This window comes from Candidatus Phycorickettsia trachydisci, assembly GCF_003015145.1.
In the GTDB taxonomy this organism is placed as follows: Bacteria; Pseudomonadota; Alphaproteobacteria; order Rickettsiales; family Rickettsiaceae; genus Phycorickettsia; species Phycorickettsia trachydisci.
Genome location: NZ_CP027845.1, coordinates 610,332 through 634,717 on the forward strand (window position 1 = coordinate 610,332; position 24,386 = coordinate 634,717).

Here is a 24,386-nt window from a genome sequence, read left to right on the forward strand (position 1 = left end):
TGTTTGTAACTCTTATTATACTTATTTTGACTAAAAAATTAAAAGAATTATTTTGTATTTTAGATATTATTTTGCACAATTTATACGCTTTCAAAAATCTATGCGATCAATGTAGTGAAATAATTGAAGAAAAGTAAAAAACTGTTTAAATTGATTATTCTAAATTTTTAGATTCTTCCCCTACATTCATAACTCCTACATCTCCCCCAGAAGAAACTCCTTCTACTGCACTTTCAGTTAGCACAACTTCGGCAACTGGAATTTCTTCAACCTCGCTTCGTATTTCTTTTATTTCCTTAGATACATAATTCATTATTTCATAGAATAAATCTTTCACCATAACTGCATTCGTTACAAGAGCAATTCCATGAGCGTGATCACCCTTACTCTCTGGTCCTTGTTTTAAAAGATTAACTATGTGATTGACCGCTGTTATAAAGCATAGTGAATTGTTAATTAATTTCATTTTCTCCAATTGAGAATATTCTTTCATTAAATTTTTTGCTTTCAATTTTGATATGCGCTTATCATAGAGTAGTGTTGTTGTATTATAAGATACAAATAAAAAAGCAGTGTTCAGATAGGTTGAAGAATCTTTTAAGGAGAGGTAAGATATCATTTAATTGCATATACGTCGTTTTTTGGCAATTATGATACCAAAATTAACTTCGTAAAACAAATTACACTAAATTGAAGGATACTTAATTAGTGATTAGTGTGCCCTAGAAAAATTTCTAGAGCTTTAATATTCAGTCATGGCGAACTTCTGCTGCCTCAGGTATTGCCCTTGCTTCTAGTAATTGAGGTATCGCTGCTGCTTCAGCAAAATGTGGTTGCGCAACAACTGGCTCGCCACAATCGCGAATTTTTAATACTCCCATAGTACTATATACTATATTCATTGATAATAATCCTATATTCTCAAAAGTTAATATGATTGATGGATTCGTTAAACACTGTTTTACACCTTCTACTCCTATGGCACAAAGCGCAGCTCCTTGTATTGTATTGAATATTTTAGATTTGTTTAAAGACTTATTTCCTAATAGCCCTCCGATAAATGGTAGCAAAACAGTTGTACCAAATGCATAAATAGCTGGATGCAAACCGGGTACATAACATTCTGTATTTTTCATAATTATACCTAAATTTATATATTGTAAAAAAGTTATTTAAGCTAATTATAATATTAATAATACTATTTTTTACTAAAACGTAAAGGATTTTTTCTGTATTTCAAATATTTTTTTATATAAATAATACTTAATATATTTTGAGAGCAGAAATCTTACCCTAACAAATTTTTCAACTTTAAAACTTGAAATCTAATAAAACATACCTATATCACATATCATAAGTAATAAGTTCATAAGTTACTTGCGCGTTTAACAAATAAATTAGGTATTTTTATGTCATTAAAACCACTATACGATAGAATTTTGGTTGAACCTATTGAACAAGAAGAAAAAACACAAGGCGGAATATTCATTCCAGATACAGCTAAAGAAAAACCAATGGAAGGCAAGGTCCTTGCTATTGGAGAAGGTTATAGATTAGAAAATGGCCAGATATCTCCTTTAAAAATTCAAATAGGAGATACCGTTGTTTATGGAAAATGGGCAGGCACGGAAATTAAATCAAATGGTAAGACTCTTTCTATTATGAAAGAATCAGACGTTTTAGCTATCAAATCAAACAATTAACTTTTAAATTATAGGATAAATTATGTCAGGAAAAGTACTTTTACTTAAACAAAGAGCTCGTGAAGCTTTAATCGAGGGCATCAGCAAAGTAGCAGATGCAGTTCAAGTTACACTTGGACCTAAAGGAAGAAATGTAGCAATTGAGCAATCCTTCGGAGCGCCAAAAATCACAAAAGATGGCGTAACAGTTGCAAAATCAATTGAATTCAAGGATAAAGCCATTAATGTTGGTGCTCAATTAATTAAATCTGCAGCAAGCAAAGCTGGTGATACAGCTGGTGATGGTACCACTACAGCAACTGTGTTGACAAGAAAAATAGTCGAAGAAGGCAATCAAAGAGTAGCTGCGAAAATGAATCCAATGGATTTAAAACGCGGTATCGATATGGCTGTAAATGAAGTGATTTCATCTCTTAAAAAACGCAGTAAACACGTAACTAATAATGAAGAAATAGCTCAAGTTGGTACAATTTCTGCTAATGGAGATGATGAAATTGGAACCAAAATTGCTGAAGCAATGGAAAAAGTAGGTAAAGAAGGTGTCATTACTGTTGAAGAAGCAAAAGGACTGAACTTCGAAGTTGATGTCGTAGAAGGTATGATGTTTGATAGGGGATACTTATCGCCTTATTTTGTAACTAATCAAGAAAAAATGGTTGCAGAGTTAGAAAATCCTTTCATTCTTTTATATGAGAAAAAATTATCAACCATTCAGCCAATCCTTCCAATTTTAGAATCTATAGTACAAACTGGCAGACCGCTATTAATTATTGCTGAAGAAGTTGAAGGAGAAGCTCTTGCTACTCTTATTGTCAACAAAATTAGAGGCGGCTTAAAAGTTGCAGCTGTAAAAGCTCCTGGATTTGGCGATAGAAGAAAAGCTATGTTAGAAGATATCTCTATTTTAACAGGTGGTATGTTAATTAGCGAAGATTTAGGTAAGAAAATCGAGAACGTTAAAATTACTGAACTAGGTAGCGCGAAAAAAGTAACTATCTCTAAGGAAAATACAACTATAGTTGATGGTATCGGTTCAAAAGGCGCTATTGAAGCTCGTTGTTTAGAAATTAAGAACCAAATCGAAAACTCTACATCTGATTATGACAAAGAAAAGCTTCAAGAACGTTTAGCTAAATTATCAGGAGGCGTTGCTGTATTGAAAGTTGGTGGTGCTACTGAAGTTGAAGTGAAGGAAAAGAAAGATAGAGTTGAAGATGCCTTGAATGCTACTAGAGCCGCTGTTGAAGAAGGTATTGTCCCAGGAGGTGGTACAGCGTTATTTTATGCAGCAAGAACTTTAGAAAATTTAAAAGGCGCAAACGAAGCTCAGCAATCTGGCATCTCCATCATTAAAGCTGCATTAGAGGCTCCACTTCGCCAGATCGTAGAAAATGCAGGTTGGGATGGCGCTGTTGTTGCTGGCAAATTGGCTGAAAGCAAAGACTTAAACCATGGTTTTGATGCTCAAAAAATGGTTTTCACAGACATGCTCAAGTCTGGTATCATCGACCCAACTAAAGTCGTACGTACTGCTTTACAAAGCGCAGCATCTGTTGCGTCTTTAGTGATCACTACTGAAGCCGCAATTGTTGAAGATGATAGTAAAAGTGACGTAAAAGGCCCAGGTGCAATGGGAGGTATGGGAGGCATGGGAGGCATGGATTTCTAACCTTTATCATGCCAATAGAAAGCCTATATTAATTGGGCTTTCTATCCTCCATCTTTATCTCTTTGGTTTAGTATGGGCCAAGGTAGCCTTAGACCCTTAGACCAAAATATATGAGAGTATAAAAACAAAATTATTTATGAAATAGTATCTCTTTATATTAGCCGATTTAACTCTTTTGCATAAAAGAGATAAGTACGATTCCCTTCATAATAATTAAAAAAGTTTTCTTTGAGACTAAAATCAAAATTGCTATTAATCAAATATTAAAAAATCAATGACTAGAGATAAAATCAACTGCCTTGAATTAGCCAAAAAATTGATGTCATTTCCTTCAATCACGCCTCAAAGCGCGGGATGCATAGAATATATAGCAAGTTTACTAAAAGAATATAGTTTTAAAACCGAGATTATCTGCGAAGGACCAGAAGGAGCCCGGGTAACTAACTTATATGCTTTTATTAATGAAGGAAAAGGACCTAACCTTTGTTTTGCAGGTCATATTGACGTCGTGCCCGTAGGAGATGAAAAAAAGTGGACAAGCCCTCCTTTTAAACCTGAAATTAGAGATGGCAAACTTTACGGTAGAGGAGCTGTTGATATGAAAGGAGCAATAGCCGCTATGATTGTTGCTGCTAGGAACTATTTAGAGCACAATGATAAGGCTCAAATCATTTTTTTGATCACTTCCGATGAAGAAGGACCTGCTATTTATGGTACTAAAGTATTATTAGAATCAATAAATCCTACCTTGGATTTTTGTATATTAGGGGAGCCTACTTATAAAGAAAGATTTGGTGATGTTGTGCAAGTTGCAAGGAGGGGTAGTGCAAGCTTTTTATTAGAAATTTACGGCAAACAAGGGCACGTAGCATATGATAACTTTATTAATCCCCACTCCTATGCGACTAAAATAGCAGCATTATTTGAAGAAATGAAGTTAGATGAAGGCAACGGGATATTACCACCATCTAAATTAAATATTACTTCATTTGACACAGATAACATGGCTACTAATATTGTACCCGACAAAACGACGATTAGATTTAATATTAGATATAACAATTTACAAAATGTAGAATTGCTAACGAAAAAATTAAATGAGTTAATCTCTCAGGTAACGCAAGATTTTACACTGGCCTTAGTAGAGCCAAGCCCCGAGCCATATATGAGCGATATAGAAGATGAATATGTAAAATTATTTGTCAAAACTGTTGAAGAATTTACTAACCAGAAGACGGAATTAACCGCTTACGGTGGAGCTTCAGATGGAAGATTTATAAGAAGAATGTGTCAAGTAGTTGAATTTGGCTTAGGAAGCAGTTCAGCTCATCAAGTAGATGAACACCTCGTTGTTAGCGAATTAGAAAATTTATCTAAATTATATGGTGAATTTTTAGTAAAATTCTTTGATACTCAATCTTAATTTAGATGTAAGCTGATATGGTGGAATAGTAGGGGCATTAGACCAAAAATCTTACTCTGAGAGGCTGGCAGGCCCAATCCCTTTTAGGCCGTTAGAAAGCTTAATTAATTAGGCTTTCTACCCCATACTTCTACCTCCAATATAAACCTGTACGTTGCTTATCAAAGATTAAGCTCTTAGTTAATAATATGCATCAAAATCCTTTGTTACAGAATCACCTAATTTTTCTGCAATAATTTCATCAACACTCGATTCAATTTTCTGATTAGATGCATCTGTTTCAATATCTGAACTTGGAGTATCAGGACTTTTAGAAGTAGCTAAGTATATCAATTCATCACCCGTTGAGTAATCGGTGTATATTTTAGCTACATTAATTTTTTCTAGTATATCTTTACTTAAGGATAATTTTAAACTTGTTGTATCTAATGACATACCAGCTTCTAAGGCCTTGTATAGTTTTGCAATTTCTTTTGACGATAAAGCAGAATCAATCAACACAAAAATCTTATTATCAGCTATCTTCAAAGAATCTAAATCCTTTGAACTTACTAACTTATCACCTATACGCCAATGAGATACATTATTTTTAATAACTCTTAAATTACGTGTTAGTGACGCATTTTCTCTTACTAATTCTCCATAATAAGCATCCCTTTCATCTCGATATATTGTAAATTCATCCCTATCTGTATCTTTTTCTAAAACTTTTTGATGCAATCCATTAAGATATTCTTCAAATTTTTTAAAATCTTCATAAGAAGATATCTTCGATATTAAATTAAAAAATTTGTAACATTTTATACCAACTTTATTAGCCTCAATAACAGTTATTTTATTGCTTGATATGATTAAATTTTTAAAGTTTTTTAATACCTCTGAATTTGCATAAAATATTGAATTAGCTTTATCGAGGTAATACATAGCTTTATTCCAATACCTAACGTCTAAAGTTTGTTGAGATAATTTTAAATAAACCTCCCATGCCAAAATATTAGGTAGTACCTCTAAGCTAAAAAAGTTGGACTTTTCTAGCATATTAAACAACTTTTGATCAGTTGGAATATTGTACAAAATATCCAAAATAGTTAAAGAATATTCTTGATCAAGTATATAACTTCTTGACTTCAGTATGCCAAGTAAATCATAAACCTCTTTCATTTTATTACAAGATGCATAAAAATAGAGAGAATGAGTTATAAATATTTGATTAATAGCTTCGTTCAGTCTAAATTCAGAAAATTCTCCTAATCTTTCTTTTATTTTTTCATATTCTTTAAAATTTTGATTACTAGGCTCTTCAAAAAGTTCATAACCTTTTTTAAAAAACCTTAAAAGCTTCATTTTTAATTCTCCTGGAATAGGCCAGTTAATCTTAAATTGATCAAGCACCTCCTTTCTTTTTAAGGGATCTAAAAATCTTAGATTTAAAACCCAGGTATGCGTATTAGTGAAAGCATCCTCAGGACTTAACTTATAACTCGCTAATAGTGAATAAATACCTTCAAGAATATTGTTACAAGCAAAGTAATATTCTGCTTTAAAATTCAAAGCATTAAAGGTAGTAAGTTTGCTTCTCATATCATCTATTCCATCAAATTCAAGATCTTCTAATAAACTGTCCATTTTAGCTACAGCTTTTTGACAATCACTAAAATGACCTTCAGTGAACAAATCCTTTGCAATACGAGTCTGGAGTCTCAATTTACAATCAACATAAATAGGACGCATCTTAATATTTTCTATAAACCACTTAAAAGTTTTATTATCTGCAAGTTGAGCGAAAAAATCTACGGTCATAACTATACTATTTCTTTTGACCATTCGTTTTGCCTCATGTGTTATGAATTTAAATCCAACTAAGTCTATTCTTTTAGTAAGAAGTTCATCAATTTCATCTGTAGATAAAGACTGGCAGGCTATAAATTTGTACATTATGTTAGCCACGTGATCAAAATCAATTAAATGATTCAGTGGAATGAACACCACCTCAGCTGGTTCTCCTAAGTATTTTTGCGCTTTTCTAGCCTTTTCCAAACATATGTCGCGAAATTCTACTTTACATGGTTTAATTAGCTCTAAAAAAGACTCAGCTTCTACATCATACTTGCCGCACAAAAAATTGAATATTTCAGTAAATCTCTCTAAGGTTATCCTTTTTGGATGACCTTCATCCGAACAATGGTTAACCATATGACATATATTCATGAGCACTATCTTGAATATCACTTTCATACTCTCTTCAGAACCCGGCTCTGATTTGAAATGTTCATATATATATTGTGCTGCTTCTAAATACTGGGGATTATGCCCAGCATGAATGAACATCAAAATTAAAACGTCACCAAAAGATCCGTCTATGTAGTAATTCTTTAATAAATTTAAATTTATAAATTTATTTCCCGGTAATTTGTCCATTTTTTATAAGATTAAAAGTTTCATAAAAACAATAATCACATATTATGAACGAAAGGATATGATATCAATAAAAAATATATTTATTACAGCAAAGATTGCCTAAAATAGATAATAAGGTCTGTTTCTTGATATAATTTGATGCAAAAATTAGTTACAGCGCCTATTGTTTTCGAGGCTTTTTGATGGAAATATAAAGCTCATCAAGTTGGGATTGCATAACTTCGGCAGGAGCATTCATTAGTAAATCTTGACCCTGTTGATTCAATGGAAATGCAATGACTTCTCTAATATTAGGCTCATCACAAAGTAGCATCACAATCCTGTCTACACCCGGAGCAATACCACCGTGAGGAGGAGCGCCATATTTGAACGCTCTAAGCATCCCCCCAAACTTTTGCTCCAACTCTTCGTTGCTATACCCCACAAGCTCAAAAGCCTTATACATGATCTCGGGCTTATGGTTTCTTATAGCGCCACTTGAAAGCTCGATACCATTACATACGATATCATACTGATGAGCTGTTAATTTTAAAAGATCTTCTTTAGATTTTGCTGATTCTAGAGCTTCTAAGCCACCTTTGGGCATAGAAAAAGGATTATGACTAAAATCTATAGCTTTCTTTTCTTCATTCCACTCATAAAATGGAAAATCAGTAATCCAGCAAAAACGATATACATCTTTTTCAATTATATCAAGCTCTTCACCTAACTTGGTCCTAATGGCGCTACTTATCTTATTAATAGAATCTTTGTCTTGACATGAAAAGAAAATAGCATCACCATTCTTTAGACCAGCGATTTGCTTTAAATTATCTTGCTCATTTTCGGATAAAAACTTTGCAACCGGCCGTTTCCCTACACCATTGTTTGGATCAAAAATAATGTAACCAAGACCGCTAGCACCTTGAGATATAGCAAATTCTCCCATTTTTTCAAAAAAACTACGAGGCTTAGAACTTGCACCTGGGGCTGGAATACCTCTCACTTCAAACCCTTTAGCTACGTTATTTTTAAAGATAGTAAAATTACTCTTAGCAAAAAAATCAGTTAAATCAGACATCTCTATAGGATTTCGCAAATCAGGCTTATCTGAGCCATATTTACGCATTGAGTCATGATAGGTAATACGCTGAAAAGGAGCTACAACTCTTGAGTCGTATTTGCCAAATTTATTAAATATTCGGCATAGCAAGTCTTCCAAACAAGTAAATACATCGTTTTCTGTCACAAAAGACATCTCAATATCTAGCTGGTAAAACTCACCTGGAGACCTATCACGTCTTGCATCTTCATCACGAAAACATGGAGCAATTTGAAAATATTTATCAAAACCAGCTACCATTAAAAGCTGTTTAAACTGCTGAGGTGCTTGAGGAAGAGCATAAAATTTACCTGGATGCATACGAGATGGCACTAGAAAATCCCTTGCACCTTCAGGGGAACTAGAGGTTAGAATTGGCGTCTGAAATTCTGTAAAACCCTTTTCTATCATTATGTCTCGCATCTCCTTAATCACATTAGAGCGAAGCATAATATTTTGATGCATCCTATCTCTTCTTAGATCTAAAAATCTATATTCTAACCTAATTTCTTCGGCTACATCTGTATCAGAAGTTACATTCAGCGGTAAAAGACGTGCTAATGACTCAATATTAATTTTGCGCGCTGCAACTTCAATTTCCCCTGTTGCTAAAGCATTATTAACAGAATCAGCATCACGCTTTTTAACAGTTCCAACAACAGTAATAACACTTTGGAGAGAGATGGAATTACACAATTCTATTAATTCTGCATTATCTATCACGATTTGTGTTACACCATAGTGATCTTTCAAATCTATAAAAATTAATTGGCCATGATCTCTTTTTCTACTGACCCATCCAGACAGCTTAACCTCTAAATTAATATTGCTTGTTCTAAGTTCCTTGCAATTGTGAGTTCTATATTGATGCATTTGTAAAATATAATTTGGTGGGATCGAGAGGAGTCGAACCTCCGACCTAGTAATTAGGAATCACTTGCTCTATCCAGCTGAGCTACGACCCCATTATTCAAGGCACTATTCTAACAATAAGCGACCCCTGACGTCAATTATTTAAATAAAAAATCTAAATTTTTGACTTAAAAACTTGATAAAACTCTTTTATGTTATAGAATGAAAAGTTATATCTGAAAATTTTTGAAAATCTGTTAGTCTGTAGAGATATATATCTAATTTTAAATGAATAAAATTAACACCCCTAAGTCTTTTGTTCTATTTTTCCTTAAAGGATTTGAAGTAAAGTACACGCTTTTAATGTTGATGATTGTGATTATTGGAATAGTTCCAAGCATTGATAGCATCATATTAAAAAATATTATAAATATTCTAGAGAGTCATGATCATAAAACATTTTCCATACTATTCAAGTGGGCAATCATTTATGCCGTTTGGAATGAAACAATAAACGTCACTTATCGTTTATATGATTATATTTATCTATGCCTTTTTCCTCAAATTAAGGGCAAAGTAATAAAATATTTTTATGATTATATTCAAAAACAAAGTCATACGTTTTTTCAACAACAACTCGCAGGCAATCTTTCCGATCGAATCTTAGAAGCAGCTCGCGCGTTTGAAGACTTTTTACATGGAGCAAGTGATAAAGTAGTGAAAAAATTAATCGGCATTATCGGAGCTTTAATCACAACATGTTACATAAATAAACTTTTCGCTGGTATCTTCTCTATCTGGATAATTATTGTCTATACAATAAGTTTTTTTGTATCACCTATAATCAAGAAATTTTCTCGTAATTTAGCAGCAAGTCGCAGCGAGATAGGAGGTAAAATTATAGATTGTATACATAATATCTTGTCTATTCGTATGTTTAACGGCTACGATCAAGAGCTGCTTTATATGGAAAAGCCTGTACAAAATTTCATCAAAAGTGATGTGGAATTACATAAAAGCATGCTAATTATCCGATATTTTTTGGGGCTTGCATCCACTGCTGCTGTATTTGGAGTGATGTACTACTTAAGCAAGCTATATACCCATAACCAAATGAGCATAGGTGATTTTATACAAGTTATGTATCTTTGTCATACTATATCTAAAGAAATATGGGAGTTAACAGAAGAAGCAGGAGATGTATTTGAGAATTATGGCGCCTTTGAGCAATCTACAAAACTTCTTGCATCATATATTGTGCAAGATGTAAAAGGTGCAAAAGATCTACAAATTAGTAAGTGTGAGATCATATTTGAAAAAGTAAGTTTTCACTATGGCACCAGCCCACTTTTTATGGATCAATCGGTTGTTATACCAGGAAAACAGAAGGTGGCATTGATTGGAAAATCGGGATCTGGTAAAACTTCTTTTATAAGCCTGATTACAAGAATGCACGACGTACATAGAGGTCAAATTTTCATTGATGGACAAGATATTTCACAAGTCACGCAACATTCTTTACGTGACTCAATAAGTTTCATTCCACAAGAGCCAACTTTATTTCAACGTAGCATAAAAGATAATATTAGATATGGTAAACCTGATGCGACGGACGAGGAAATAATAGATGCAGCTCAGAAGGCTCATATTCACGAAGCGATCATATCTATGTCAGATGGTTATGATACTATGTGTAGCGAGAAAGGACAAAACCTGTCAGGTGGCCAAAAACAGCGAATAATTATCGCAAGAGCTATATTAAAAAACGCACCTATACTAATCTTAGATGAAGCAACAAGTAGCTTAGATCCCATTACGGAAAAACTTATACGTCAATCCTTAAGTTTCTTGATGCAAGATAAAACCGTTATCTTGATAGCCCATAAACTCTCTAGCGTTGTATCCATGGATAGGATTTTGGTGTTCAAAAAAGGAAAGATAATCCAAGATGGTAAGCACGAGGAACTAATCAAGCAGGAAGGACTATATCAAAAGCTTTGGACAAGCCATACAGAGGATTTGATATTGTAGCATTTTTAGCAATTTAGCTCACTGGTTCGTATAACTTAGACTATATTTTATTATTTTATTTTTTCTTGATAACATTTATACAAACCTTTATGCTTTAATTAAGATAACTTAAAAATTAGGTGTATAATGTTCTTTCGTCGTTTTTTTGATACTAAAAAATTATCCCCTAGTTCCAAAAACTGCGTCACCTTAATAGACGAAATAATGATTTTGATAAAAAAAGAAGGACTTGAGAATTGGCTATCTAACTTAAAAGAACATACCTCAAAGACTAAAGCAAAAATCAAGGCATTAAAAAAGCAAGGAGCTGATATCAATCCCCAAGATCTTGAGACTGGTCTTACTGTACTACACTTTATTTGTGCAGGTTTATTGGAAAATAGTTTACTAAACGAGTTTGAGGCCAGCCATATAATCAATCCTCCTAATTTCCCTTTATTACATACGGCCGCAGAAAAGAATAATATCAAAGCGATTAGTTGGCTGCTAGAAAAAGGCCAAAATATTAATCTTCAAAATAGTCATGGCGACACTCCCTTGCACTGGGCAGTAAGCTCTGGAAGGTTTGAGGCGGTTGAACTACTTTTAAAAAATCATGCTGACTTCACTATTAAAAGTCAAGAAGGACACACAGCTTTGCATGATCTATTTTTACCTGAAGCAAGAGAATCAACTAGTATTTCTAGATTTTTTGAGCCCGCAGATGCGGAAGATACAGATAAGGCGAAGCTTAAAATTTTGGCACTTTTAATGTATCATGGCAGTAATGTTAACGAAGTAGATAAAAGTGGCAGTAGTGTGCTTGAACAAGCAGCATCAATCGAAGCATCTATATCCGCTGATCCTTTACAAAAAGAATTAAATAGAAAATTGATCCTATTGTTATTAAATAAACAAGATTTAAATATACCTTTATCGGTACCATTGATACACAATCTTTTAACTAGCATACCTAATATTACACAGCTATTTTCTATAAATTTTTCTGATAAAGTAAAAACCAATGCTATAAATAAAGTATGTCAAACTCTCGAAAACTGTTGCTCTCCTGAATCTACAGAAGCTACAAAATTTATTAAAGAGCATTATGACTTACGCGAAACGACTCCTACAACAGAATTAGGGGTAGAATTAATCTCATTGGTTGAAATGGAAGGGTAAACTAATAACCTTCAGTTTTAATTAATTATCACTATCCAAATTAGTAGATTGATTAAAGATTCTACAGATCCAAATGCTTTTGTGTTATTATTTTTAACAAATTCATTTTATTCATAACGTTATATTGACAACAATCCCAAAACGTATCACTATATATTGAATTTTTTGTTAAGGTGAAATGAATTCCTAAAAACTTTCCCTTCTTATTCAAACATATTGCACTTGTTGTATGACAAACCGTAGAAATGAAAACCAAACACTTTAATCTAGAAGGCTATAATCCATTGGGATATTATTTTAAAACACCTTTAGAATATGCTATTGAACTGAGAAATTTTAAAGCTATACAACTCTTAACTGCAAATTATACGGTAATCAATTATCAAAATCTAAATAATCTTATGGAGATGTCTAAACATAATCCTTATAGCTATGCGACATCTATACTTATGTCTATATTATATGGAGCTATCGCAGCTAAAAGAATGGATTTAATAGAGCTTTTATTAACAAACATACCTAAACAAGCTATAGTGCATAATAGCCCTGCACTATTGAAAATTTTTTGTGCTCAACCCAGGTTTTCTACCAATTTCTCCAATCACACAAAAAGCAACTATTTTAAATTAGAAAAAATTATCAAATTACTTTTGGATAATGGTCTGGATTTAACATCTGTAGAAACAAATACGGGTAGCAATATACTCCACATATTTTCTGAATTTGGAATATCAGGCGAAGATTATAAATTAAGTAATCAGATAGATATTAATAAGACGGATCACTTTGGTCAAACGCCTTTAATAAAGGCAGCTGAAATGAGTAATTTTAGAATTATAGAATACTTAATAAAGCAAGGAGTTGACGTAAAGTTAAAAGATTTAGGAGATAACACCGCCTTACATTTCATAGTTGCCAACAGAGCTTATCAGCCAAGGTTGGCAGCGAAAATAATAACACTCCTTTTGAATAAGGGAGCTGATCCTCATGATAAAAATATTGAAAGTCTTACGCCCGTGGACTATCTTCTGAAAGATCAATTTTCAAGAGAATGCTTTCTTGCTTTCTATATGCATGGAATAAAATTTGATTTTAAAAATGAAAAATTGCGCTGCAAATTAGCTAAAAAAATTAAGTATTTTAAAATCAAAGCTTCAAATAAAATAGAACTAGTGGAACGGCTGCTTTTTAAATTAGTTTTTTTAAAAGAATTTAGCGAAGAAGAACAACCAGAAGATGTTCAAGCAGCTAAAATTAATATAATAAATGAGTTAACCATTGAGCTTACAAAATCTCTAGACAAACTACCCAATACCAAAAAGGATCTTCGTAAACTACCTACAATGAATTTAGAACATATGGGTTTGTTGAACCCTTTACAAAACATAAATAATGTTTCTGGTGTTATAAAAGAATTGTATAAACAAATACTAAAGGAAAATATGGATAAATTTTCTGACCCAATAAAAGAACTTTATAATAAGTTACTAAGTTTTATAGACGAAATTAGTCCCAAAGTAAAAAATAGTTTAAAAAAGATAGAAAAAAGTGCTACCGATTCACTAAATCACGAACTACAACAAGATGATAATGTTATAAATTTTGAGAACCGCTTAACTCAATTATCTCCATTTGGAGAGCCTATCGCAAATCTCATCAGTTTCTTTAAAGGAGAAGATATTGAAAATTTACTCTTAGCCATCAAAAATCCTCCAAAATTAGAAAAATCTAAGCAGTGTATCGAAAAAAGCAATAAACGTATCAAGCTATCTGAAAATATAAATATAAACTATCCTAAGGCCATTTGTATCGGAGAATATTGGGGTTATGCAGAACCATCTTCAGAAATCTCAGAATTAACAAATACTAGCAATACCCCCAATTTAGAAATTCTGGGATCTAATAAATATTTTATTTATTAATCTTCTCCCTTTTTTAGTTTTTGATAGATTTAATGAAATTTATAAAATCCTCAGGCGTACTAAAATCTTTATAAACTGACGCAAAACGTACACAAGATACTAAATCAAGCTTCAATAGCTCTTGCATAAGCATTTCACCGATTTTACGGCTGGAAATTTCCTTTAATTTTGATGACTCAATTTGATTTATAGTATCGTTAATTATCTTGTCTAATTCATTGATAGGAATATTTCTCTTACGAGTAGCTGTTTGAACAGATTGCCTAATTTTATTACGATCAAAAGGCTTACGAATGCCCGATTTTTTAATTACATATAGTTCTTTAAAATATATTCTCTCAACAGTACTAAATTTATTGTGACAACTACCACAATATCTCCGACGACGCACTACTGTATGATTACTAGTAGTACGAGAGTCTTTAACTTGGGTATCTTCCGAATTACAAAACGGACACTTCATAACTAATATGTTTCATAACTGAATCTACAAAAATGCTCACATTTTTATTAAACAACAACTCTAAATTATTTATAATTCCTTCATAACAAATGCTTAAAACTGTTTGTTCTTGCTCACTCATTTTTCCTAAAACGTAGCTACTTGCATCCCAAACATCCGAGCGACCTATTCCTATTCTAACTCTAAAATAAGAATTACCTATAGCATTATCTATAGATTTAATACCATTATGCCCTCCACTACCTCCTCCAAGCTTGCAACGAACTTTTCCAAGAGCTAAATCTAAATCGTCATGAATAACAATTAAATGAGAAGGAGGAATTTTATAATAGTGCATTACTGGCTGAACACTACTTCCAGAAAGGTTCATGTAAGTTTGAGGCTTTAACAATATAATTTCATGGTCATGAAAATCAAGTTTAGCAAATTCCCCTTTAAACTTAGATTTAAAGTTAAATTTTAAGCCAAATTTCTGGGCTAATTGATCAAGAAAAATAAAACCTACGTTATGTCTAGTATTATGGTACTCATTACCAAAATTACCCAGACCGCATATCAACAACATGTCAAATTTGATTGATGGTGGGCAGTAGTGGGCTCGAACCACCGACCTCTACGATGTCAACGTAGTGCTCTAACCAGCTGAGCTAACTGCCCGTTATTATGAAGATAGTATAGGAAAGCAACTCCAAATTCAAGTTGCTAGGTTATTTTAATTAACATTATCACAAATAAACACCTTGGCAATTGATCTGATGTAATAAGTACAGGCAAAGATGATGACTTGAGATCTATTGTTACTTTGGCATCAGCTTGTTTAATTAGTGATAAGATATCAAGAATATACCTAGGCTGAAATGCAATAGTTAAAGGCTCTCCTTTGTACTTAAAGAATTTGTGTTCTATGACCTGTTTGGCCTTACCTTTAGAATGAGTATAAGCAGAAATTTCCACCTCTTTTTCACTTATGGACATTTTAACTGCCCTCGAGTTTTCATCGGTAATAAATGCGATCCGCTCTATTGCACTTGCTAAATGAGATTTTTGAATAACCAGCTTATTGTCATTATTTTTAGGGATGATGCTTGTATATTCAGGGAAAGATCCATCAATAAGCTTGGATACTATACACATCTTAGGTGAGCTAAATTGTACTATATTATGGTGCAAGGTAACTTTTAAAATCTCTTGACCGGAGCTAGCGGAGCTTAAGTTTTTGAGAAAAGATACTGTCTTGGTTGGCAGTATCATAGCAAAGTTATTATGTACCCCCTTGCTTTCCAAATTAAATGCAGAAAGCCTAAAATTATCTGTAGATGCTGCATGTATTTGGTTATTAGCACCATAAATATAAATTCCATTTATGTTATATCTAATCTCGTCTTTCGATAATGAAAAATCTGTACAATTGATAAGATCAAACAAATCGCTGCTAAGTATCTCGAATGATACTGGAGAAGTAATAACAGGGAATGTTGGAAATGAATTTGGAGATAAAGCAATTAATCGGAGTTCAAAGCTAATGGAAGACAGAAGTAACTCGTTAGATTCGGGGATATATAAAATCCTGATAAATTCATCAGCAAGCCCTCTGATCATCCTTTCCAAAATTCTCCCCTCAACTATTAGACTCAAGGATTCATTTTGAATTTTTGCTCCCAAAAACTGCCGAATAAAAATACTACCATCAGTAGCCTCAATACAAAGCTTATCTTCTGAAACAAAGAGCTTGACGCAGGATAAGGTTTGCTCTACGTTCCTTTTTTCGATGACAGCAGTCACCGCTGAGAGGCAACTTGCTAGTTCTTTACTCGAAACCTCTATATCAAATGCTTCAGAAGAAAACATATTACTAACTTTTTGTATTCTAGAATAGTAATTCTACTATACTATTTCACCCAATTCAAATTTTTTGTAAGCGCTAATTTTAACATCTACGCCTAAATCTTTAGCAACATTAGCAACAAAGTCTTTGATTTTTGTTTTACCGTCAAAAATACTGACTTGCTCATTTAGTACAACCTCTTCTAAGAACTTACGCAGACGGCCTTCAGCCATTTTTTCTATTACAGCTTCAGGTTTACCAGAGGCTTTAGCTTGTTCAGTGAAAATTTCTTTTTCTTTCTGTAATACCTCTGAAGACATATCAGCAGAATTTAAAACCAATGGTTTCATAGCAGCTATATGCATTGCAACCTTACGTCCTAAGTCTTCTAACTTATCTTTGCTTGCATTTGAAGTAAGCTCTACCAACACAGCAATTTTGCCAGAATTATTGGAGTATGCGTTGTGAATATATGAAAATAAATTATTCTTACTCTCGATTGCCACGACCCTCCTGAATGTAAGGTTTTCACCCAAAACAGCAGATTGCTCTAAAACATAATCTGATATCTTCTTACCTCCAGAGGTTGAATTAAGAAGAGTCTCTTTATCAAATACATTTAACTCAAAAGCGTAATCCAAAAGTTGATTTAACACTTTTTGAAAATTTTCATTACGAGCAACAAAGTCAGTTTCGCAATTTAATTCAATTAGTACGCCTTTATTATCTCTAACAGAAAAAGCAACGGCACCCTCCTTAGTCTCTCTACCAGCCTTTTTAGAGGCAGATGCAATTCCCTTTTTTCTCAATAATTCTATAGCTTTTTCAATGTCACCGCCAGTCTCAACAAGGGCCTTTTTGCAATCCATTATACCAGCACCGGTTTTATTTCTTAAATTATTTACTAATTCTGCTGTTATTGTCATAGTAGTATTTAGTTTATTAATTGATGATGAAGGCAAAAATATATTTATCTTGCCTTATTTTATTCTTCTATAATTTTTTGGAATTCTTCAGATACAGCCTGGTCTATCTTTTTCGCAGCCTTATTTGTATATTTTTTCTTCTGCTCTGTTTTTGCAACTTTTTTCACCTTAGGAGCATCTTTAATATCACTGACTGAACCGATATCAACACCTGAGGCGATTAATGACTCTTCTATACCAGCAAGAGCGCTTTCAGCAAAAGCCTTACAGTATAAAGTGATAGCTCTAACTGCATCATCATTACCAGGCACAACATATTTAATACCAACTGGATTTGAATCAGTATCGCATATTGCAATCACGGGAACGTCAAGCTTTTTAGCCTCATCAATCGCTACTCTATCTTCTTTTGTATCCATAACAATCATAAGATCAGGCTTTCCTCCCATATCTCTAATACCACCTAAAGATTTAAGCAGTTTATCTCTTGTTCTTGATAAATCAAGCAGCTCTTTTTTTGTGTAGATTTGATTTTCCGCTGAATTTTCTATGGTTTTTTCAATTTCATCAAGCTTTTTGATGGATTTAGATATGGTTACCCAATTCGTTAAGGTACCACCAAGCCATCTTGTTGAAACGTAGTATTGACCACATTTTTTAGCGTATTCAGCCACAATGCTAGAAGCTTGAATCTTGCTTCCTACAAAAAGGATTCTGCCATTATTCTTAACGCATTCATAAACAGCCTTTTGCGCTTCTTTTAAGAGCACTAAAGTTTGTCTTAAATCGATAATATGTAACTTGTTTTTTTGACCATAAATATACGGAGACATTTTAGGATTCCAGTTTGAAGTCTTATGACCAAAATGAACGCCTGCATCCCACAGGTCTTTAATACTTATTTCTGAAATATTTGACACTAATTAAAACCATTAAATAAAGCTAAATTTTTAAGGCATCAATAGCCCTTAGCGACAATTACATTTAATTTAACAGTAGAAAGGATAGCATATTAAAACGCCAGTTTCAAGGAGTTTTTTTGTAGCTAAATTACTAAGAAAAGAGAAAAAATAAAGGAATGCTATAGTACTTGTTATAATACTAAAATTTTACCTATACCCTTTCTACTCGTCTTTAGACTCTTCGTAATATTTTTCAGTATCTAGAGTTTTTTCGCTTGCATCTATCAATAATGTAATAGTTGCATCACCCGTAATGTTAATCACCGTACGCATCATATCTAATATCCTGTCTATCCCGAATAGGATAGCAATTCCATCAAGCGGAATATTTGCCGAAGATAAGACTAGCGGAGTCATGATTAAAGATGCGCTTGGTATCCCTGCTCCACCCATAGAACCTAAAGTAGCCGTTAAGATAATCACCATATAATCTTGGAATGTAAGGACCATCCCAAAACTTTGAGCAAAAAATATAGCTGTTATTCCAAGGTTAATAGCAAGACCATCCATATTAATAGATGTACCAAGTGGCAGCAAAAATGAAGTACTTGGCTCGGAAATACCTAGCTTTTCTCTACACACTTCCATGGTTTTACCTAAAGAAGCCTTACTACTACTAGTAGCAAACGCAACGGCTTGGTATTCTAAGCTTTTTTTATAAAATGGCAACGGAGATAATTTGGCGATATATTTAATCATGAAGCCAAAAACGATGTACTGCAACACCATTGCAATGGCTACCGCAAATATTAACTTAGATACCCCAATCAATGGATCTAAACCCTTTTCTCCAACCATTGTAGCAATAAGCGCACAAGCTGCATATGGAGAAAATTCTACAACCATAGAGATCATTCTCATTAAAACTCTATTGCCCGCTATAAAAAAGTCTTTAACTTTTTTGATTTCTCTTTGTATTTTAGGATCCCTGCCTAATTTATTTATGGCAACACCTGTAAATATCGCAACAAATACAATTTGCAATACATTACCGTCTAACATTGCTTGAGTAAGGCTTGCTGGGACTATATCGCTTAAAAATTGAATAATACAAAACTTTTTATTTGATTCAATAGGACAGCTATTAGAGTCTATAATTACGGCAGGACCTTCTGTAACTAGGCTAACATTTTTACCTGGCTCAAAAATTATACCAGTTGCAAGGCCAAAAATTACAGCAAAAGTGGTTGTCACGAGGAACGCTACCACTGCTTTTATGCCAACTCTACCCAAAGACTCCGTGTCAGTTGCAGACGTAACACCCATAACTAATGAAAAAAACACTAAAGGTCCAACGACAACTTTTATTGCCTTCATGAAAACATCTCCTATAAACTGTAGTTTAACAGCATAACCAGGAAGATATAGACCTATTAATACCCCAAGTATAAGACCCAGGATTACTTTATGCCATAATTTCAATTTTTTTAATTTCATACTCGCACCTAAAATTACAATCCTTAAAACTTTCTGCTATAGGTTAAAGATTTAGAATTAATTGAAATCATTGATTCCAAGATTTTTGTTCAAGAATGCACTAAATTATCCTATTTAAATCAGGCATCTTCAAAGAAAAGAAAAATTATCTTTTAAAGTTATAAAGTTATTTTAACCTATAAGCAGCTCAAGTAGTTATGGTAGCATAGTGTAACAAAAATGTAAAGTCAGGCCACTGCCTTTCGAGGCAAATAGAATTTTGAAATTAGGAAAGACGATCTTAATATTTAAGTTGATATAACAAATTCATAATGGTATTATATAAAATATAAAAAACTAAAAATCTAAAAGAATTATTATGGAAGAGATAAATTTGAAAGATTTTGTTTTGTCAAAGCTAGAAGAGAAAAAGGCAGAAGAAATTAAAATATTTGATACCAAGAACTTACACATCGCATCATATATAATTGTAGCCAACGGTAGATCGATTAAAAACGTATCAGCCATGGCCGATTACATTTCATGCGAAATAAAAAAGAAATTAGGTCTTAATGTAGCTCTTGAAGGAGTAAACCATAGTAATTGGGTGGTGTTGGACATACAATCCGTCATCCTACACATTTTTCATCCAGAAACAAGAGATTACTATAATATAGACGATATATTCACAAAAGCTGCATAATAAGCATGCTCTCTCAGCACAAAGGTTTATCTAAACACAACATCTGGACACTTTTAAGATTAGATAAGCCCACAGGCTTTTTACTACTTTTCTTTCCTTGTCTGTATTCAATAATATTATTCTACTCAACACCTTTAGACTTAGTCTATTACATCATCTTTTATTTTACAGGGAGTGTAATAATGCGAGGAGCCGGATGTATCATTAATGATATCTTAGACCGCGATCTAGACATCAAAGTAGCAAGAACAGCATCAAGACCCATTGCAAGTGGAGCAGTTTCAGTCAACCAAGCATTGGGATTATTGTCAATATTACTACTAACAGGCTTATTCTTACTTACTCGCCTCAATACTTATGCCATTCATATAGGCTTATTGTCTTTTGTCGGTGTATGCCTATACCCTTTAGCTAAAAGATATAGCTATTTTCCTCAAGTGGTTTTAGCTTGTATATTTAACATTGGCTCAATTATAGCTGCGGCAAACTTTTTAGAATATATTCCTATTGAAGCTTTCCTAATTTATATAGGATGTATTTTTTGGACCATTGGTTATGATACCGTATATGGATTCATGGATATCAATGATGATAAAAAAATAGGAATTAAATCTCTTTCCATAAAGCTGGAAGATCAAAATTTTAAATTATATCTCACTTTTTTCTATAGCTTATTTGTACTCTGTTTATTTATCTCTTGTATCGCAATAACTCAAAATTATGCAAGCTATCTATTCTTAATTGTATGGGGTATGCTTATAAATGAAGTTTTTGAGCTTGATGTATTTGTAGTTTCAAAATGTCAGACTCACTTTAATAAAGCACCTCAAATAGGAATGATTAGTGCCTTTGTTATGCTGCTAAGCCGCATTTTATAAATAATACTGCTGACTACGGTCATCGTAAAAGAAAAGCTCTATATGTCTCCCCCAACCCGTTACAGCCTTGAGTGTATCAATAGCTTCTTCTTTGGATAGACGATCTTCTAATAAGCTTAAAAACCTAGACTTAGGAGCTCTGCGTAGTGGACGAGCTTTTAAAGTTTCATAAACATAAGACATGATTGGCAGATTACGTATAAGATGTTCTGAAAACAACTTTTTTTTCTGTGTTTTAGTGGACTCAAGCAAAATCTGACCTGCCGGTAATAAAGAAACTGTATTATCTTTAGTCTTAACAAATTTAATAAGTTCCAAGAAATCAATCACATACAGTAGCTTAGATGCGTTGACTTTAGACTGTTTTTCCAAAGAGCTTAAAGTAAGTATATTGGAACTATCTTTAATGATTTTTAACAAACCATAAAAGGCGTTAACTGGAAAAAGAGGTACAGGGTAGTATATATCACTTACTTTAGAAGTCTTATTATCCGAAATAAAATGCCCATATAACTTCTCCACTAAAGCAATAAACTCTGGATCTTTTGGATCACGAGGTCGTGGTAAATTTACCTTTGTCTCAAGAACTATTCGACCTGGTTTAGAGGATAATATGACAATTTTATCCGCCAACATAACGGCTTCTTCGATATTGTGAGTGACTAGCATAATTGATTCAAGCTCAACTTTTTGACCAATCCATAAGTCCATCAGATCGTTCTTTAACGTATTTGCCGTCAGGACATCTAAAGCAGAAAAAGGCTCATCCATTAACATTATTTGAGGCTTTGCAGCTAATGCTCTTGCTATACCAACGCGCTGCTTCATACCTCCAGATAATTCACGAGGGTAAGCTGCTTGATAACCATCAAGACCAACTAAACCAATGATGTTTTTAGTGCGTTCTTTTATTTCCTGTTCTGGAATATTCTGAGCTTCGAGTACTGCTTCTATATTTTCACTTATATTAAGCCATGGTAATAGAGCGAAATTTTGAAAAACCATCGAAATTTTCTCTTTTTTCAGCTTATCGTAATATTTTATTTCACCTTCTGAAGGTTCAAGTAATTTTGAGATAAGCTTTAATATTGTTGATTTACCAGAACCAGATTTACCAATTAATGCAACAATCTCTCCTCCTTCAACATTTAAATTAATGTCCTGTATAATGTATTGATCATTATACTTTAAACTAACTGAAGAAAAATCTAATAAGGACATTATGAAACATAGCTATATTTTTTGTTGACGTACACGTACGCTTTTTGCCAGAACAACTTATTTAGTAGCACGATTGTGAAGGACATTATTGATATTCCTAAAGTAATCTTTGAAAAATCATTTTGCTGTGTGGCTATTGCAATATAACTACCAATGCCGTGAGCATGGATACCTTTACCTCCCCATGTTATTATTTCAGCGATGATGCTTGCATTCCAAGCACCTCCTATCATTGTAATCAGACCAGTAACGTAATACGGCATAATTGCAGGAATTAGGACCTTTTTGTACTTAAGTAATCCTTTAATATTAAATTGTTGAGCTACCTGTAAAAAGTCATATGGTATTTGAGACGCTCCTGAAATGATATTAAATAGGAGGTACCAAGCAGAGCCTACTATAAGCAATGGACTAAGCCAAATATCAGGATTAGCATTATGGCGATTAATGTAGATATATGCTAAAGGAAAGAATAAGTTAGCTGGCATAGATGCTAACATTTGTACCACTGGCTGTGCTAAGCTACATAAAATAGGACGTGTACCTATATAAATGCCTAAAGGAACAAAAATAAGTGAAATTAGAGCTGAAAGAATTATTATCCTTAAGAAAGTTATTAGAGTCAGCATAAATACCACTGATACGTCATACATGCTTACTCTTTCATATAGGAAAGATAAAATATAACTTATAGATATGTAACATATAAAACAGGCTATTAGAACCCAAAAAAATTCCTTGATTTGGGGATATTGCATAACCTTAATATGACTATTATTGTTAACGCCTATTGGTATCTTGAGAAATAATCTAGTAAATTTACGCCAAAAATTTATAACATATTCACACAAATTACTACCCGTTAAGAGGGTGTATAACCAATGTGTTTGTTTAGAGCTATTCTCTGTGCTGTAACAAAATTTGTTAGACCATACCAATAATGTTTGAAATACCATTTGATCAAATAAGAATATTATACTTATCATTGCAACAATAGATGCCATAATCGCATGTATATCCTTTTGATCAAGGGCAAGAGCTATGTATGAACCTATACCTGGCAAGCTGACTTCCATACCGTTATAGCTAATACATTCTGCAGCAACAATAAAGAACCAAGCACCAGACATCGAAAGCATGCAGTTCCAAATAATACCGGGTATTGCAAAAGGAAATTTAACAGACCAAAACGTTCTCCAACCGCTGAAATTATAAATAGCTGCTACCTCCAATAAGTCTGAAGGTATATTTTTGAATGATTGATATATAGCAAAAGTAATATTCCATGCCTGTGAAGTAAAAATCGCAAAAATTGCTACCATCTCAAAACCTAAGCTTGAGCCTGGGGCAAGAGCTATAAATCCCGCCGTGGTAAATGATATGTAACCTAATATTGGTACGGATTGTAAAACGTCTAATATAGGCATCATGATTTGTTCTGCTCGCTTATTTGAAGCTGCTATACTTGCGTAACAGATACTAAAAACTAAAGAAATAAATATACCTATAATCATTCTAAAAATCGTACGCATGCCATAAAAAATCAAATTAGTCCATTCAAGATTAATTTCATCTGGATGTATCTTACTAATGGGAATATGAAGCATTTTACCATTCCAGCTAAAGAATGCTAAACTTGCTATAACTAAAACAATAGCTGTTAAGTTAGCTAAAAAACCGTATTGTCTGCTTTTAGAGTTGTTAATAAATTGAGATAAATAATGTGACATCA

Annotated in this window: 20 protein-coding genes and 2 tRNA genes; 8 read left to right on the forward strand and 14 right to left on the reverse strand. The window is 33.1% G+C overall.

Annotation, left to right across the window (positions count from 1 at the left end; translation table 11 throughout):
- Positions 1–154: 154 nt before the first annotated feature.
- Together phytr_RS02695 and phytr_RS02700 are read right to left on the reverse strand one after the other, a co-directional pair.
- Positions 155–619 carry a hypothetical protein gene (locus tag phytr_RS02695; protein WP_106874354.1) on the reverse strand — a complete coding sequence of 155 codons (465 nt, stop codon included), beginning with the start codon at positions 617–619 and terminating at the stop codon, positions 155–157.
- A gap of 130 nt (positions 620–749) precedes the next feature.
- Positions 750–1,136, reverse strand: coding sequence for a hypothetical protein (locus phytr_RS02700; protein ID WP_106874355.1), 387 nt, complete (start codon positions 1,134–1,136; stop codon positions 750–752).
- A 273-nt stretch (positions 1,137–1,409) separates the two neighbouring features.
- On the opposite strand from phytr_RS02700, the gene phytr_RS02705 reads away from it, so the two are divergent.
- The 3 genes from phytr_RS02705 to dapE all read left to right on the forward strand — a co-directional run bounded on the left by phytr_RS02705 (position 1,410) and on the right by dapE (position 4,795).
- A complete protein-coding gene (locus tag phytr_RS02705) occupies positions 1,410–1,703 on the forward strand; it encodes a co-chaperone GroES (RefSeq protein ID WP_106874356.1) in 294 nt (97 codons plus the stop codon).
- Positions 1,704–1,725: 22 nt separating this feature from the next.
- The gene (groL, locus tag phytr_RS02710; RefSeq protein WP_106874357.1) at positions 1,726–3,372 is read left to right on the forward strand and encodes a chaperonin GroEL; all 1,647 of its coding nucleotides are present in this window, start codon (positions 1,726–1,728) and stop codon (positions 3,370–3,372) included.
- A gap of 274 nt (positions 3,373–3,646) precedes the next feature.
- Positions 3,647–4,795 (forward strand): succinyl-diaminopimelate desuccinylase, encoded by a 1,149-nt coding sequence (gene dapE, locus phytr_RS02715; RefSeq protein ID WP_106874358.1) that lies wholly within the window; start codon positions 3,647–3,649, stop codon positions 4,793–4,795.
- A gap of 180 nt (positions 4,796–4,975) precedes the next feature.
- Here the strand turns inward: dapE and phytr_RS02720 are convergent, their stop codons facing one another.
- The 3 genes from phytr_RS02720 to phytr_RS02730 all read right to left on the reverse strand — a co-directional run bounded on the left by phytr_RS02720 (position 4,976) and on the right by phytr_RS02730 (position 9,259).
- The gene (locus tag phytr_RS02720; protein WP_106874359.1) at positions 4,976–7,213 is read right to left on the reverse strand and encodes a hypothetical protein; all 2,238 of its coding nucleotides are present in this window, start codon (positions 7,211–7,213) and stop codon (positions 4,976–4,978) included.
- A gap of 160 nt (positions 7,214–7,373) precedes the next feature.
- Entirely contained in the window at positions 7,374–9,167 is a 1,794-nt protein-coding gene (gene aspS / locus phytr_RS02725) for an aspartate--tRNA ligase (protein ID WP_106874360.1), read from the reverse strand.
- A gap of 15 nt (positions 9,168–9,182) precedes the next feature.
- A tRNA-Arg gene (locus phytr_RS02730) sits at positions 9,183–9,259 on the reverse strand.
- A gap of 175 nt (positions 9,260–9,434) precedes the next feature.
- Between phytr_RS02730 and phytr_RS02735 the strand changes: the two genes are divergently transcribed.
- From phytr_RS02735 to phytr_RS02745, 3 genes are all read left to right on the forward strand, one after another.
- A complete protein-coding gene (locus phytr_RS02735) occupies positions 9,435–11,177 on the forward strand; it encodes an ABC transporter ATP-binding protein (protein WP_106874361.1) in 1,743 nt (580 codons plus the stop codon).
- Positions 11,178–11,303: 126 nt separating this feature from the next.
- Positions 11,304–12,338 carry an ankyrin repeat domain-containing protein gene (locus phytr_RS02740; protein ID WP_106874362.1) on the forward strand — a complete coding sequence of 345 codons (1,035 nt, stop codon included), beginning with the start codon at positions 11,304–11,306 and terminating at the stop codon, positions 12,336–12,338.
- Between the two features lie 245 nt (positions 12,339–12,583).
- Positions 12,584–14,260, forward strand: coding sequence for an ankyrin repeat domain-containing protein (locus tag phytr_RS02745; RefSeq protein ID WP_106874363.1), 1,677 nt, complete (start codon positions 12,584–12,586; stop codon positions 14,258–14,260).
- Positions 14,261–14,273: 13 nt separating this feature from the next.
- Here phytr_RS02745 and nrdR read toward each other — a convergent pair whose 3' ends face one another.
- The 7 genes from nrdR to phytr_RS02780 form a co-directional block, all read right to left on the reverse strand.
- The gene (gene nrdR / locus phytr_RS02750; RefSeq protein ID WP_106874364.1) at positions 14,274–14,723 is read right to left on the reverse strand and encodes a transcriptional regulator NrdR; all 450 of its coding nucleotides are present in this window, start codon (positions 14,721–14,723) and stop codon (positions 14,274–14,276) included.
- Positions 14,704–15,330 carry an aminoacyl-tRNA hydrolase gene (gene pth / locus phytr_RS02755; protein WP_158706835.1) on the reverse strand — a complete coding sequence of 209 codons (627 nt, stop codon included), beginning with the start codon at positions 15,328–15,330 and terminating at the stop codon, positions 14,704–14,706. Before pth ends, nrdR begins: the two co-directional genes overlap by 20 nt.
- Positions 15,304–15,380 (reverse strand) — tRNA-Val (locus phytr_RS02760). The genes pth and phytr_RS02760 overlap by 27 nt, the downstream gene beginning before the upstream one ends.
- Positions 15,381–15,425: 45 nt before the next feature.
- On the reverse strand, positions 15,426–16,571 hold the full coding sequence (gene dnaN / locus phytr_RS02765) for a DNA polymerase III subunit beta (protein WP_106874366.1): 1,146 nt from the start codon (positions 16,569–16,571) through the stop codon (positions 15,426–15,428).
- A gap of 36 nt (positions 16,572–16,607) precedes the next feature.
- Positions 16,608–17,474, reverse strand: coding sequence for a translation elongation factor Ts (tsf, locus tag phytr_RS02770; RefSeq protein ID WP_106874367.1), 867 nt, complete (start codon positions 17,472–17,474; stop codon positions 16,608–16,610).
- Between the two features lie 59 nt (positions 17,475–17,533).
- A complete protein-coding gene (rpsB, locus tag phytr_RS02775; protein ID WP_106874368.1) occupies positions 17,534–18,394 on the reverse strand; it encodes a 30S ribosomal protein S2 in 861 nt (286 codons plus the stop codon).
- A 204-nt stretch (positions 18,395–18,598) separates the two neighbouring features.
- Positions 18,599–19,858 carry a dicarboxylate/amino acid:cation symporter gene (locus tag phytr_RS02780; RefSeq protein WP_106875029.1) on the reverse strand — a complete coding sequence of 420 codons (1,260 nt, stop codon included), beginning with the start codon at positions 19,856–19,858 and terminating at the stop codon, positions 18,599–18,601.
- Positions 19,859–20,231: 373 nt separating this feature from the next.
- Between phytr_RS02780 and rsfS the strand changes: the two genes are divergently transcribed.
- Together rsfS and phytr_RS02790 are read left to right on the forward strand one after the other, a co-directional pair.
- Positions 20,232–20,555 carry a ribosome silencing factor gene (rsfS, locus tag phytr_RS02785; RefSeq protein WP_106874369.1) on the forward strand — a complete coding sequence of 108 codons (324 nt, stop codon included), beginning with the start codon at positions 20,232–20,234 and terminating at the stop codon, positions 20,553–20,555.
- Positions 20,556–20,560: 5 nt separating this feature from the next.
- Positions 20,561–21,433, forward strand: a complete 873-nt coding sequence (locus tag phytr_RS02790; protein ID WP_106874370.1) for a UbiA family prenyltransferase — start codon at positions 20,561–20,563, stop codon at positions 21,431–21,433.
- On the opposite strand, the gene phytr_RS02795 is transcribed toward phytr_RS02790, so the two are convergent.
- Positions 21,428–22,654 (reverse strand): ABC transporter ATP-binding protein, encoded by a 1,227-nt coding sequence (locus phytr_RS02795; RefSeq protein ID WP_106874371.1) that lies wholly within the window; start codon positions 22,652–22,654, stop codon positions 21,428–21,430. The genes phytr_RS02790 and phytr_RS02795 overlap by 6 nt on opposite strands.
- Positions 22,654–24,384 (reverse strand): ABC transporter permease, encoded by a 1,731-nt coding sequence (locus tag phytr_RS02800; protein ID WP_106874372.1) that lies wholly within the window; start codon positions 24,382–24,384, stop codon positions 22,654–22,656. The genes phytr_RS02795 and phytr_RS02800 overlap by 1 nt, the downstream gene beginning before the upstream one ends.
- Positions 24,385–24,386: the final 2 nt, after the last annotated feature.